The sequence below is a fragment of the Lelliottia sp. RD5 genome (genome assembly GCF_056032945.1).
Genome location: NZ_JBVYHQ010000001.1, coordinates 1092445 through 1106024 on the forward strand (window position 1 = coordinate 1092445; position 13580 = coordinate 1106024).

At 56.1% G+C, this 13580-nt stretch carries 10 protein-coding genes; 7 read left to right on the forward strand and 3 right to left on the reverse strand.

The genetic code is table 11. The annotated features are described in order from the left end of the window. Nucleotides 1-276: 276 nt before the first annotated feature. Entirely contained in the window at nt 277-1785 is a 1509-nt protein-coding gene (gene putP, locus AC0LWE_RS05560; protein ID WP_131487563.1) for a sodium/proline symporter PutP, read from the reverse strand. A gap of 422 nt (nt 1786-2207) precedes the next feature. Here putP and putA point away from each other — a divergent pair, with 422 nt between their 5' ends. Then, nucleotides 2208-6170 carry a trifunctional transcriptional regulator/proline dehydrogenase/L-glutamate gamma-semialdehyde dehydrogenase gene (gene putA / locus AC0LWE_RS05565; protein ID WP_219346791.1) on the forward strand — a complete coding sequence of 1321 codons (3963 nt, stop codon included), beginning with the start codon at nt 2208-2210 and terminating at the stop codon, nt 6168-6170. Nucleotides 6171-6220: 50 nt separating this feature from the next. Further along, nucleotides 6221-6616 carry a lysozyme inhibitor LprI family protein gene (locus AC0LWE_RS05570; protein WP_202665130.1) on the forward strand — a complete coding sequence of 132 codons (396 nt, stop codon included), beginning with the start codon at nt 6221-6223 and terminating at the stop codon, nt 6614-6616. Here AC0LWE_RS05570 and rutR read toward each other — a convergent pair. Together rutR and AC0LWE_RS05580 are read right to left on the reverse strand one after the other, a co-directional pair. Further along, nucleotides 6613-7251 (reverse strand): HTH-type transcriptional regulator RutR, encoded by a 639-nt coding sequence (gene rutR / locus AC0LWE_RS05575; protein WP_059178367.1) that lies wholly within the window; start codon nt 7249-7251, stop codon nt 6613-6615. The two genes, AC0LWE_RS05570 and rutR, sit on opposite strands and share 4 nt — an antisense overlap. Before the next feature lie 333 nt (nt 7252-7584). Further along, on the reverse strand, nt 7585-8580 hold the full coding sequence (locus AC0LWE_RS05580; RefSeq protein WP_219346792.1) for a hypothetical protein: 996 nt from the start codon (nt 8578-8580) through the stop codon (nt 7585-7587). 1410 nt (nt 8581-9990) lie between these two features. On the opposite strand from AC0LWE_RS05580, the gene rutA reads away from it, so the two are divergent. Genes rutA through AC0LWE_RS05605 form a run of 5 tightly spaced genes read left to right on the forward strand, consistent with a single transcriptional unit; the run spans nt 9991 to nt 13579 of the window. Continuing rightward, the gene (rutA, locus tag AC0LWE_RS05585; protein ID WP_202667017.1) at nt 9991-11082 is read left to right on the forward strand and encodes a pyrimidine utilization protein A; all 1092 of its coding nucleotides are present in this window, start codon (nt 9991-9993) and stop codon (nt 11080-11082) included. Continuing rightward, the gene (gene rutB, locus AC0LWE_RS05590; RefSeq protein WP_174342118.1) at nt 11082-11774 is read left to right on the forward strand and encodes a pyrimidine utilization protein B; all 693 of its coding nucleotides are present in this window, start codon (nt 11082-11084) and stop codon (nt 11772-11774) included. Before rutA ends, rutB begins: the two co-directional genes overlap by 1 nt. An 11-nt stretch (nt 11775-11785) precedes the next feature. After that, the gene (gene rutC, locus AC0LWE_RS05595) at nt 11786-12172 is read left to right on the forward strand and encodes a pyrimidine utilization protein C (protein ID WP_059178371.1); all 387 of its coding nucleotides are present in this window, start codon (nt 11786-11788) and stop codon (nt 12170-12172) included. A gap of 7 nt (nt 12173-12179) precedes the next feature. Continuing rightward, nucleotides 12180-12992 carry a pyrimidine utilization protein D gene (rutD, locus tag AC0LWE_RS05600; protein WP_219346793.1) on the forward strand — a complete coding sequence of 271 codons (813 nt, stop codon included), beginning with the start codon at nt 12180-12182 and terminating at the stop codon, nt 12990-12992. Further along, the gene (locus AC0LWE_RS05605) at nt 12989-13579 is read left to right on the forward strand and encodes a malonic semialdehyde reductase (RefSeq protein ID WP_219346794.1); all 591 of its coding nucleotides are present in this window, start codon (nt 12989-12991) and stop codon (nt 13577-13579) included. Before rutD ends, AC0LWE_RS05605 begins: the two co-directional genes overlap by 4 nt. Nucleotide 13580 lies beyond the last annotated feature (1 nt).

Genomic DNA, 13580 nt, shown 5'->3' on the forward strand with positions numbered 1-13580 from the left:
TGCCCTCGTCTTATTCCTTCTGGCAATCGGGGACGGGCGCTGTAACATCCCTGTAAATGCGCCCTCGCCGCGCATCCATGCGCGTCGCCCCGGCCAACAGGAAACGACTCGGCGATTTACAGCCGGACCAGCTATTGCTGCAATTTTTTTAATTTTCAGCGACATCCTTTCCGCTGGCATTGAGCAGGAAAATAAGTGAACGGAACGACACGCTGAGTCGCATGTCCCCTCACCCCTGCCCTCTTCCTAAACGGAGAGGGCGTAAATTGGAATCAATTACTCGGCCTGCAGTTTAGACGGTGGTGCCGTATGGTACTGTGCATCCGCTTCGGCAAAACGTTTTTGCATTGACGCCGACGGTGCTTTGCCCAGCAGGCTGAACACCACGATCCCGATGCTACCGAAGATAAAGCCTGGAATGATTTCGTACAGGCCCAGCCACGCAAACTGTTTCCAGACGATGACCGTCACCGCACCGATGATCATCCCGGCCAGCGCGCCGTTACGCGTCATGCGCGACCACAGCACGGAGAACAGCACAACAGGGCCAAACGCGGCACCAAAGCCTGCCCATGCGTAGCTCACCAGACCCAGCACGCGGTTTTCCGGGTTAGCGGCCAGCGCGATAGACACCAGCGCCACCACCAGCACCATGAAGCGCCCGACCCACACCAGCTCTTTCTGGCTCGCGCCTTTACGCAGGAAAGCCTTATACAGATCTTCCGTAATCGCACTGGAGCACACCAGCAGCTGACAGCTCAGCGTCGACATCACCGCCGCCAGAATGGCAGACAGAAGAATACCGGCGATCCACGGGTTAAACAGAATCTGCGCCAGCTCGATAAACACGCGCTCGGCATTCTGATTAACCGCCCCCGCCAACGCCGGGTTAGTCGTGAAGTAGGCGATACCGAAGAAGCCGACGGCACACGCACCGGCCAGACACAGGATCATCCACGTCATACTGATTCGACGGGCATGAACGATGGTGTGGTGAGAATCGGCAGCCATGAAACGCGCCAGAATATGCGGCTGACCAAAGTAGCCCAGACCCCAGCCCATCAGCGAAACTATCGCGACAAAGTTAAGCCCTTTCAGCATATCGACGTTTTCAATGCTCTTCTGTTTGATCACTTCCAGCGAATCGCCAAAGCCGCCAACCGTGATAACCACAATTACCGGCGTCAGGATCAGCGCAAAGATCATCAAACTCGCCTGCACGGTATCGGTCCAGCTCACCGCCAGGAAACCACCCACAAAGGTATAAAGGATGGTCGCGGCGGCACCGGCCCACAGCGCCGTTTCGTAGCTCATCCCGAAGGTGCTTTCGAACAGACGCGCGCCCGCCACAATGCCGGAGGCACAATAGATGGTGAAGAACAGCAAAATTACCAGCGCGGAGATAATGCGCAGAATGCGGCTGTTATCTTCAAAGCGGCCGGTGAAATAATCCGGCAGCGTCAGCGCATTGTTATTCAACTCGGTGTGAACGCGCAGACGCCCCGCCACCAGCTTCCAGTTGATCCATGCGCCCAGCGTCAGGCCAATCGCAATCCAGCTTTCAGAGATCCCCGAGATGAAAATCGCACCCGGCAGGCCCATCAGCAGCCAGCCGCTCATGTCGGATGCGCCCGCAGACAGCGCGGTTACCATCGGCCCTAAACGGCGTCCACCCAGAATATAATCATCGAAATTTTTCGTTGATCGCCATGCCAAAAACCCTATCAGGATCATGCCAAAAATATAAACGAGAAATGTCACCAGCATCGGTGTGCTAATAGCCATTCAAATTCTCCAAAATGTCGAGCGACAGCCTTCCCGGCCGCCTTATTATTTCATCACCGGAACGTAGTGACGCGTGTATGTGTTTCTGTGGGCGCGCGTATCCTGCCGTAAGCGTTCCCCTTTCACAAATGATTTAACACTGCATTTACATCAAATTCATCCCTGGTTTTATACGTCTTTTACAGAGGTTGCACTCGCTCACGCTTTTACGGGTTGCACCTTTTAAAAGTGTTAAGTGCCGCATAAAAACAGGGTTCACACGCAGAATCCAGCTCTTTTTTCCAGCTTACCTTCCGTTAACAATTCATTCATTTTTCAGCTTGCAAACCATGTCACATTTAACGCGGTTGCACAAAGTTGCAACATGGTGGATATTTCACGCTAACCACAGAACATTACTACAGCACAACAGGAGTTTTGGCATGGGCATGACCACCATGGGGGTTAAGCTGGATGACGCGACCCGCGAACGGATTAAAAGCGCCGCCACTCGAATTGACCGCACACCGCACTGGTTAATTAAGCAGGCCATTTTCAATTATCTGGAACGTCTGGAAAGTGAAGACGGTTTACCGGAATTGCCTGCCCTGCTGGCCGGCGCAGCTAACGAAAGCGAAGATACGGCACCCGCGGCCGAAGAAAATCACCAACCTTTCCTGGATTTCGCCGAACAAATTCTGCCGCAGTCCGTTAGCCGCGCGGCCATCACCGCCGCGTATCGCCGTGCCGAAACCGACGCCGTACCGATGCTGCTCGAGCAGGCCCGCCTTCCTGAACCGATTGCCTCGCAGGCGCACAGCCTGGCGTATCAGCTCGCCGACAAACTGCGCAACCAGAAAACCGCGACTGGTCGCGCCGGAATGGTGCAAGGACTGTTGCAGGAGTTCTCTCTTTCTTCACTGGAAGGGGTGGCGCTGATGTGTCTGGCCGAAGCGCTGCTGCGTATTCCGGATAAAGCCACCCGCGATGCGCTGATCCGCGACAAAATTAGCAACGGTAACTGGCATTCGCACATTGGCCGCAGCCCGTCGCTGTTCGTAAACGCCGCCACCTGGGGTCTGCTGTTTACTGGCAAGCTGGTATCGACCCATAACGAAGCCAATCTGTCACGCTCGCTGAACCGCATTATCGGCAAAAGCGGCGAACCGCTAATCCGCAAAGGCGTGGACATGGCGATGCGCCTGATGGGCGAACAGTTCGTGACCGGGGAAACCATTTCCGAAGCGCTGGCGAACGCCCGCAAGCTCGAAGACAAAGGGTTCCGCTACTCCTACGATATGCTGGGTGAAGCGGCACTGACCGCCGCCGACGCGCAGGCGTACATGGTCTCTTATCAGCAGGCGATCCACGCGATTGGCAAAGCCTCTAACGGCCGCGGTATCTACGAAGGTCCGGGCATTTCGATCAAGCTTTCTGCCCTGCACCCGCGCTACAGCCGCGCGCAGTATGGCCGCGTGATGGACGAACTGTATCCGCGCCTGAAGTCTTTAACCCTGCTGGCGCGCCAGTACGATATCGGTATTAATATCGATGCCGAAGAGGCCGATCGTCTGGAAATATCTCTCGATATGCTGGAAAAGCTGTGCTTCGAGCCAGAGCTGGCGGGCTGGAACGGGATTGGTTTTGTCATCCAGGCCTACCTGAAACGCTGCCCGTTTGTCATTGATTACCTGATTGATTTGGCCTCTCGCAGCCGTCGCCGCCTGATGATCCGTCTGGTGAAAGGCGCGTACTGGGACAGCGAAATCAAACGTGCGCAAATGGACGGCCTGGAAGGCTATCCGGTTTACACCCGCAAGGTCTACACCGACGTCTCTTATCTGGCCTGTGCGAAAAAACTGCTTGGTGTGCCGAACCTGATTTACCCGCAGTTCGCCACCCACAACGCCCATACGCTGGCGGCGATTTACAGCCTGGCTGGACAAAACTACTATCCGGGCCAGTACGAATTCCAGTGCCTGCACGGCATGGGTGAACCGCTGTATGAGCAGGTCACCGGCAAAGTGGCGGATGGCAAGCTGAATCGCCCATGCCGCATTTATGCTCCGGTCGGCACGCATGAAACGCTGCTGGCGTATCTGGTGCGTCGCCTGCTCGAGAACGGGGCAAACACCTCGTTCGTGAATCGCATCGCCGACACCACCCTGCCGCTGGATGAGCTGGTGGCAGATCCGGTTCAGGCGGTGGAAAAATTAGCGGCACAGGAAGGCCAAATCGGCCTCCCGCACCCGAAAATCCCCCTGCCGCGTGAGCTCTACGGGAAAGATCGCGTCAACTCTGCGGGTCTGGATCTGGCGAACGAACACCGCCTGGCGTCGCTCTCCTCTGCCCTGCTCAACAGCGCGCTGCAAAAATGGCAGGCCAAACCGATTCTTGAGCAATCGGTCGACGCCGGTGAAATGCAGCCCGTTGTTAACCCGGCCGAACCGAAAGATGTTGTCGGATTTGTGCGCGAAGCCACCGAGAGCGAAGTGGAACTGGCGCTGGAAAATGCCGTCAATAACGCGCCGATCTGGTTTGCTACACCACCGCAGGAGCGCGCGGCAATTCTGGAACGCGCCGCGATCCTGATGGAAGACCAGATGCAGCAACTGATCGGCATTCTGGTGCGCGAAGCGGGTAAAACCTTCAGCAATGCCATTGCCGAAGTGCGCGAGGCGGTCGATTTCCTGCATTATTACGCAGGCCAGGTGCGCAACGATTTCGATAACGAAACCCACCGTCCGCTCGGCCCGGTTGTTTGTATTAGCCCGTGGAACTTCCCGCTGGCGATTTTCACCGGACAGATCGCGGCCGCGCTGGCTGCCGGTAACAGCGTGCTGGCAAAACCTGCCGAGCAAACGCCGCTCATTGCCGCGCAAGGGATCGCTATCCTGCTCGAAGCAGGTGTTCCGCCTGGCGTAGTGCAACTTCTGCCCGGCCGTGGCGAAACCGTCGGTGCGAAGCTGACGTCCGATAATCGCGTACGCGGGGTAATGTTTACCGGCTCGACCGAAGTGGCGACGCTGCTGCAACGAAACATCGCGACGCGCCTTGATCCGCAGGGTCGTCCGACGCCTCTGATCGCCGAAACCGGCGGGATGAACGCCATGATCGTCGACTCTTCCGCCTTGACCGAACAGGTGGTGGTGGACGTGCTGGCCTCGGCGTTCGACAGCGCCGGGCAGCGTTGCTCCGCCCTGCGCGTATTGTGCCTGCAGGACGACATCGCCGATCACACGCTGAAAATGCTGCGCGGTGCGATGGCCGAATGCCGGATGGGGAATCCAGGACGCCTGACCACCGATATCGGGCCGGTGATTGATGCCGAAGCCAAAGCCAATATCGAACAGCACATTCAGGCGATGCGCGCCAAGGGCCGTCCGGTCTTCCAGGCGGTACGTGAAAACAGCGAAGATGCCCGCGAGTGGAACAGCGGGACGTTTGTCTCCCCGACGCTGATTGAACTTTCAAGCTTCGATGAGCTGAAAAAAGAGATCTTCGGCCCGGTTCTGCACGTGGTGCGCTATAGCCGCAACAACCTTGAAGCGCTGGTGGAGCAAATCAACGCCTCCGGCTACGGCTTAACGCTCGGCGTACACACCCGTATCGACGAAACCATTGCGCAAGTCACCGGCAGTGCGAAAGTCGGTAACCTGTACGTCAACCGCAATATGGTCGGCGCGGTGGTCGGCGTGCAACCGTTTGGCGGCGAAGGGTTATCCGGCACCGGTCCGAAAGCCGGTGGTCCGCTGTATCTGTACCGTCTGCTGGCGAATCGTCCAGAAAACGCGTTAGGCATTACGCTGGCGCGACAGGATGCTGAGCGCCCGGTCGATGTGCAAGTCAAAGCCCTGATTTCTCAACCGCTGGACGCGCTGGTGAAATGGGCAGAAAAACGCCCAGAATTACGCGCGCTATGCCAGCAGTACGGCGAACAGGCGCAGGCCGGTACGCAGCGTCTGCTGCCTGGCCCAACCGGCGAGCGCAACACATGGACGCTGATGCCGCGCGAGCGCGTGCTGTGCGTCGCGGATAGTGAACAGGATGCGCTGGTTCAGCTTGCTGCCGCCATGGCAACGGGTTGTGAAGTGCTGTGGCCGGAGGACGGTTTGCACCGCGACCTGGCAAAACAGCTGCCGAAAGAGGTCTCCAGTCGTATTCGCTTCGCGAAGGCCGACGTCCTGATGGCCCAGGCCTTTGACGCGGTGATTTACCACGGTGATTCCGATCAGCTGCGCGAGTTGTGCGAGCAGGTCGCGGCACGCGACGGTGCGATTGTGTCGGTTCAGGGCTTTGCCCGTGGCGAAACCAATCTGCTGCTGGAACGTCTGTACGTGGAGCACTCGCTAAGCGTCAACACCGCGGCGGCGGGCGGTAACGCCAGCCTGATGACAATCGGGTAACGCTGTGATAATAAGGCTCCGGAAACGGGGCCTTTTTTTAGGGTGAAATGATGAAAAGAGTAATGATGACCGCGGCAGCGTTGCTGTTCAGCGCCAGCGCGCTGGCAGATGATTGCGCCAATGCCAACACGCAGTCCGAGATGAATATCTGCGCGGCGCAGCAGTATCAGGCGGCGGATAAAAAACTGAATCAGACGTATCAGGATGCGATAAAGCGCGCCGCCGTGCCACAGCGCGATCTGCTCAAAAAAGCGCAGCAGGCGTGGATCACCTTGCGCGATGCTGATTGCGCCTTTGCCGCCTCCGGCACGGCGGGCGGTAGCGTTCAGCCGATGATCCTGAATCAATGTCTGGCGGAAAAAACCGCCGATCGCGAAGCGTTTCTTGCCTCAATGATGCAGTGTGAAGAAGGCGATTTGAGCTGCCCGCTGCCGCCGGCCAATTAACGCAGGCGAATGCCTTCGATAATCATGCGCTGGACGTTATCGACCGCGCTCTGGAAAAACGCATCGTCCTGAAGCGTTTTTCCGGTTACCGCTTCGACCTGACTGCCAAAATCGGCATAGTGCTGCGTTGAGGCCCAAATCATAAAGATCAGGTGATGCGGATCGACCGCCGCCAGCTTACCGCTCTCCACCCAGCCCGCAATAATCGCGGACTTTTCGTCGATAAGTTGCTTTAAATCTCCGCTCAGCTCCGCCTGTAACAGCGGCGCCCCTTGCAGCATCTCCATGCAAAACAGTTTAGAAGCCTGCGGGTAATCGCGGGACACCTCCAGCTTGAGCCGGATGTACTCTTTTATCGCCACCAGCGGCGTGAACTCTTCCCGAAACGCCTTCAGCGGTGCCAGCCAGATATCAAGAATCTGTTGCAGCACCGCCACGTAGAGCGCTTCTTTCGAGGGGTAATAATAGAGCAGATTGGTTTTCGATACGCCCGACAGCTCGGCGACCTGTTCAAGACGGGTGCCATGAATACCGTATTGCGAAAAGGTGTCCAGCGCCGCGCGTAAAATAGCCTGTTTCTTGGCACTGACTGCTCGCGATCGCTTCCCGGGGGTTTGCACTGCGCCTTGTGTCATCTGCGCTCTCCTTGTTGGTTTGCATCAGCATAGCAAAACCACCGCTGACTCACGACCTCTTGCAGTGCAATACCTCTCGCTATGTCGTCGTAAAATTTGCAGATAAGTATGCGGGCATTCAACGCCCAAAGATGAAGATGCGAAAAAGCAAAAATGCCCTTTCGGGCATTTTTGCTTTGCTTGAATTTATCCTGACAGGACGGGTTCAGATGCTGCGGTGCTACACACAAGCATTAATGGAAAAACAGCGCAATCAGGATAATGATTGGAATGGGTACGCCTAAAAAGAACAGTAACAATGAGCGCATTTTAAACCTCTCGCATAATTAAGGATTATAAATCACGTTGACGGCCACCGAAGGTCGCACACAGGCTGGCTACGAAAGCACCCGCCAGCAGAGAAATGAATGTCCAGAGCATGAGATAGCTCGTGGTTTTGCGTGCGGTATCAGCAGCTTGCTGCGCTTTCTCCTTCGCTTCTTTTAATTTAGCCTGAGCTTTGTCATAGGTGCTTTGTACCCGCTGTTCAGCCTCTTGCTGACTGATACCGGTATTTTGAGCAATCAGACGGGCGACATACTGACGATCTTCCTGAGGTAAGGCGCCGGTGGTAATGCTATTGGCAAATATCCCGGTCACTTCGCCTAACTGTGCAGGAGAAACGGGTGGATGAGAGGGAGAGGGAGATGGCGTTGCAGGAGCAGCTGCTGCAGTGGGCGAAGCGGCGTCCGCTGCACTATTTGCTGGTGTCGCAGGATTGTTTTCCCTGAACATTGAGTTAACGAAGTAGCTCATTGATGAACCGGGTACGGCAGACGAGCCGTTCGCCATGCTCGCTGCACCCGCCGCCGTGGTCATCGCAGCCCCCTCGGCAACATTACCCACGATTTTAGCCCCGCCTCCAACGAGGGTCCCCACCGTGCTCGTTAACAGCACAGCAGAGACCAGCGCCGCGACAGCCCAGGCCAGAAACCCATGTGCAGTATCGCGGAAGTAAACTTCATCGGTGTGGGTATCAACCCATTTCGTGCGGAGTCGTCCGGATAAATAGCCGCCCATACCCGACGCAACAATTTGAGTGAACGTCAACCAGGCGATAGCAGCGATACCGACCGTACCAGCGTCAAGCCCGCGACTTTCCCATGGCGAAACGGACGTAAGACCCAAACCAGCGCCTAATATAAGCAAAATCAAAGAGAGGGATGCCGCGGCTGCCGCGCCGGCAAAGATGGCACCCCATGATACGGCACTGCTGCTCGCCGCAGGCACGGGAAGACGCGCATCGGGATACGTCGTATTAACTGTGGAGCGTTCATGAATGTCAGTCATAGCTGTTGTCCTTAATTAATCTTTGCGTTCGGAACCAGGAACTGATTGAAGAAGCAGGAAACACATTAAGGCTCTTCAGGAGTCGGGCGATGTCATTTTAAAAAGGAAGGCTGTAAAACTTAAAAAAGACAGCCCAAAATCACACTGGAAAGGTATTCCACGCATTAAGGATAGTAGATAATTTCGCTTTAGAGGGATTTTAAAATTTAAACATCCGCTACTATTTTAAGATAGGGGATTTTGTAGCGAGGATGAGATTTACCCAGCGCCAGCGTTAATGGCAACAGAATGACGCGATGTCGATATTACCTTCTAAGCATCCGTAATACGCATACTCTTATGACGCTAACAGAACATTCAGGGGAGCGATCTTCCCGGGCTGACCTATTCTTCCTGATGGAGTTTCGTCACATCATTGCGTCACCGCTAGCTGACTTGCCTGATAGCAGAGAAATATTTATCGGCTAGAAAGTTTATCGCAGAGAATAGGAATAGTTATTACGTCAGGAACGTGGGAGTAAAATTAAAGATCGTGGATATGATAATTTACTACCACCCCATTTTTTCAATCGAAAATACAAAAGCGCCCTGAAGAATATATTTGTCATATGAGCCAGAAAAAGAGGGATGATAATAATTAAACCCACAAATAAACTCATCCTAACGTTTATTTATCATGCGTTTTATCGTTATACGTTGCCACAATTAAAAGACGTTTACGCCATGAACAATAGATATGCTTTAAGTGTATCGCTTCCACTTAAAGCATCACCCAAAATTATCACTGCATGCCACTCCGCACCCCATTCACATTTTCCCCGAGTCGCCTCGCATATAGTAAACTTGCTTTTTAATTCCCCCGTGGTCATTTATCCAGGCAGGTATAATAGCCGCAGAGAGCCTCAGTAATAGACGCTGTGAATATCAGGTTGAAACGTATTTAACCGGGAGCGCGGAATAAAAGTCCAGCAGCATCGTTATTCCGCTGACCACAAACAACTTACAAGGCGTTGAATAGGGCTGCAAAGAATTCGGTGTCAGTGCGGGCGTTGCCCAAACGGAAAATAAAGTCATTGAGGGTCTGAAGAATTTCACGAGCAGGTGCACAAAAAGGACATATTACCGTGCGATCCCGATGCGGCCGGGATCGTGAGAACGTTGCCCTTCTCTTCCGCACTGTCCCTGCACCGCCATCGCGCATAGCTGCCTGTTTTGCGTGCATCTCTTTTGACCAGACAGTCCACTTTTTTGGCACTCAATTCATCAACCAATAGTTAACACATTAATAACACTGACAATTTAAAAACTGGCATCACCTTTGCAAAATCTTTCTCACGAGGCTGAACAGGAAATGCAGGATGCAGCGCCACGTCTGACTTTCACCCACATTGAGATGTAGAGAGGTTCGTGATGAAAATTGGCGTATTCGTCCCCATTGGCAACAACGGCTGGTTGATCTCCACGACGGCTCCGCAGTACATGCCGACCTTTGAGCTGAACAAAGCCATCGTACAGAAAGCCGAGCACTATCATTTCGACTTTGCGCTCTCGATGATCAAGCTGCGCGGCTTTGGCGGCAAAACTGAGTTCTGGGATCACAACCTGGAATCCTTCACCCTGATGGCAGGCCTTGCGGCGGTCACCTCACGTATCCAGATTTACGCTACCGCCGCCACGCTCACCCTGCCCCCGGCGATTGTCGCGCGCATGGCCTCTACAATTGATTCCATCTCCGGCGGACGTTTTGGCGTCAACCTGGTCACCGGCTGGCAGAAGCCTGAGTATGACCAGATGGGGATCTGGCCGGGTGATGAATATTTCTCGCGCCGCTACGATTACCTCACCGAGTACGTACAGGTCCTGCGCGATCTGTGGGGCACGGGTAAAAGCGACTTCAAGGGCGACTACTTCACCATGAACGACTGTCGCGTCAGCCCGCAGCCATCAACGCCTATGAAGGTGATTTGCGCAGGACAGAGCGACGCGGGGATGGCGTTTTCCGCCCAGCACGCTGACTTTAATTTCTGCTTCGGCAAAGGCGTCAACACGCCTGCAGCCTTCGCCCCCACCGCCGCACGCATGAAAGACGCCGCCGAAAAAACCGGTCGCGACGTGGGATCGTACGTCCTGTTTATGATCATCGCCGATGAAACCGACGAGGCCGCCCGCGCCAAATGGGAGCACTACAAGGCCGGGGCCGACGAAGACGCCCTGAGCTGGCTGACTGAACAGAGCCAAAAAGATACCCGCTCCGGCGCGGACACCAACGTGCGCCAGATGGCTGACCCAACGTCTGCCGTCAACATCAATATGGGTACGCTGGTTGGGTCTTATGCCAGCGTGGCGAAGATGCTCGATGAGGTTGCCAGCGTGCCGGGCGCGGAAGGCGTACTGCTGACCTTTGATGATTTCCTGACAGGCGTCGAGACCTTCGGCGAGCGCATTCAGCCGCTGATGCAATGCCGTTCGCACATTCCCGCCGTGACCCGGGAGGTGGCGTGATGACAACGTTACCCGCACGCCCGGAAGCCATTACCTTTGCGCCGCACCACAGCGCGCTGATTGTGGTCGATATGCAAAACGCCTATGCCAGCCCGGGCGGCTATCTGGATCTGGCAGGCTTTGACGTTTCGGCCACCCAACCGGTAATTGCGAACATCAAAACCGCCGTTGCCGCCGCACGCGCCGCAGGCATCCTGATCGTCTGGTTTCAGAACGGCTGGGACGACCAGTACGTCGAAGCGGGCGGCCCCGGATCGCCCAATTTTCATAAATCAAATGCGTTGAAAACCATGCGCAACCGCCCAGAACTGCAGGGCACCCTGCTGGCAAAAGGCGGCTGGGATTACCAACTGGTGGACGAACTTGTCCCGGAACCGGGCGACATCGTGCTGCCCAAACCGCGCTACAGCGGCTTTTTCAACACGCCGCTCGATAGCCTGCTGCGCAGCCGCGGCATTCGTCATCTGATTTTTACCGGGATCGCCACTAACGTCTGCGTGGAATCCACGCTGCGCGACGGCTTTTTCCTTGAATATTTTGGCGTAGTGCTGGAGGACGCAACGCATCAGGCCGGGCCGGAGTTTGCGCAGAAAGCCGCGCTATTCAATATCGAAACCTTCTTTGGCTGGGTCAGCACTGTCGCCGATTTTTGCGATGCCGTCTCGCCACCGTCGTTAGCCCGTATCGCCTGAGGAGCAACACTATGCCGAAATCCGTGATTATTCCCGCTGGCACCAGCACGCCCATCGCTCCGTTTGTGCCGGGCACCCTTGCCGACGGCGTGGTGTACGTGTCTGGCACACTGCCGTTCGATGAGTTTAACAACGTGGTCTATCCGAATGACCCAAAGGCGCAAACCCGCCACGTGCTCGAGACTATCAGGCGCGTTATCGAGACGGCGGGTGGCACGATGGAGGACGTGACCTTCAACAGCATCTTTATCACCGACTGGAAAAACTACGCCGCGATTAATGAAATCTACGCGGAGTTTTTCCCCGGCGAAAAACCGGCGCGATTTTGCATCCAGTGCGGGCTGGTGAAGCCAGAGGCGTTGGTTGAAATCGCCAGCGTTGCGCACATCGCAAAATGAGGCTGCCATGAAAATATCCGTTTCGCCGCCCCCCTTCGCCGACGCGCCCGTGGTGGTGCTGATTGCCGGATTGGGGGGAAGCGGCAGCTACTGGTTGCCACAGCTCGCCGCGCTGGAGCAAGAATATCAGGTGGTATGTTACGACCAGCGCGGCACCGGCAATAATGCCGGGGAGCTCCCCCACGGATACACGCTGGGAAATATGGCCGACGAGCTGTATCAGGCTCTGACTGACGCGGGTCTCCCGCGATTCGCCGTGATCGGTCACGCGCTGGGGGCACTGGTTGGATTACAGCTGGCTATTGAGCATCCCGGCGCCGTTCGCGCGCTGGTGTGCGTAAACGGCTGGCTGTCGCTAAACGCCCATACCCGCCGCTGTTTCCAGATTCGCGAACGCCTGCTCCATGCAGGTGGCGCGCAGGCCTGGGTCGAGGCCCAGCCGCTGTTTCTTTATCCGGCAGACTGGATGGCGGCGCGCGCCCCGCGCATGGAGGCCGAAGAGGCGCTGGCGCTGGCACATTTTCAGGGCATCAACAATCTCCAGCGCAGACTGCAGGCCCTGAAGCAAGCGGATTTTCGTGCTCAGGCGAAGCACGTCCGGTGTCCGGTGCAGATTATCTGCTCCGCCGACGATCTGCTGGTGCCCGCCGTCTGCTCATCTGAGCTCCACGCGGCCTTACCCGGCAGCCATAAGACAGTCATGCGTCAGGGCGGACACGCCTGCAACGTCACCGACCCCGATACGTTTAACGCGCTGTTACTCAACGGGCTGGCCAGCCTGATGCACAACCCAGAACCGGTTTTTAAGGAGTCACGATGAGCGAAGCCATCACCCCGACGGCAATCAAAACGCTGTTTACCGAAGCCAGAACGCACAACGGCTGGCAAGAAACGCCCGTTACTGACGAGACGCTGCGCGAGATTTACGACCTGATGAAGTGGGGTCCCACCTCCGCCAACTGTTCCCCCGCCCGGATAGTGTTTGTCCGCACGCCGGAAGGCAAAGAGAAGCTGCGTCCGTCGCTCTCAAGCGGCAACCTGGCGAAAACGCTGGCGGCACCTGTCACCGCCATCATTGCCTGGGACAGTGAGTTTTACGAGCGTCTGCCCGAGCTGTTCCCGCACGGCGATGCGCGCAACTGGTTTACCTCAAGCCCGGCGCTGGCCGAAGAGACCGCCTTTCGCAACAGCGCCATGCAGGCGGCGTATCTGATTTTTGCCTGTCGGGCGCTGGGGCTGGATACCGGCCCAATGTCCGGTTTCGATCGGCAAAAAGTGGACGAGGCCTTTTTCATGGGCACCACGCTGAAAAGCAATCTGTTAATCAACATTGGCTACGGCGACGTCAGCAAAGTGTACGGCCGCCTGCCGCGGCTGTCCTTTGAAGACGCCTGCGGGCTGGTATAAG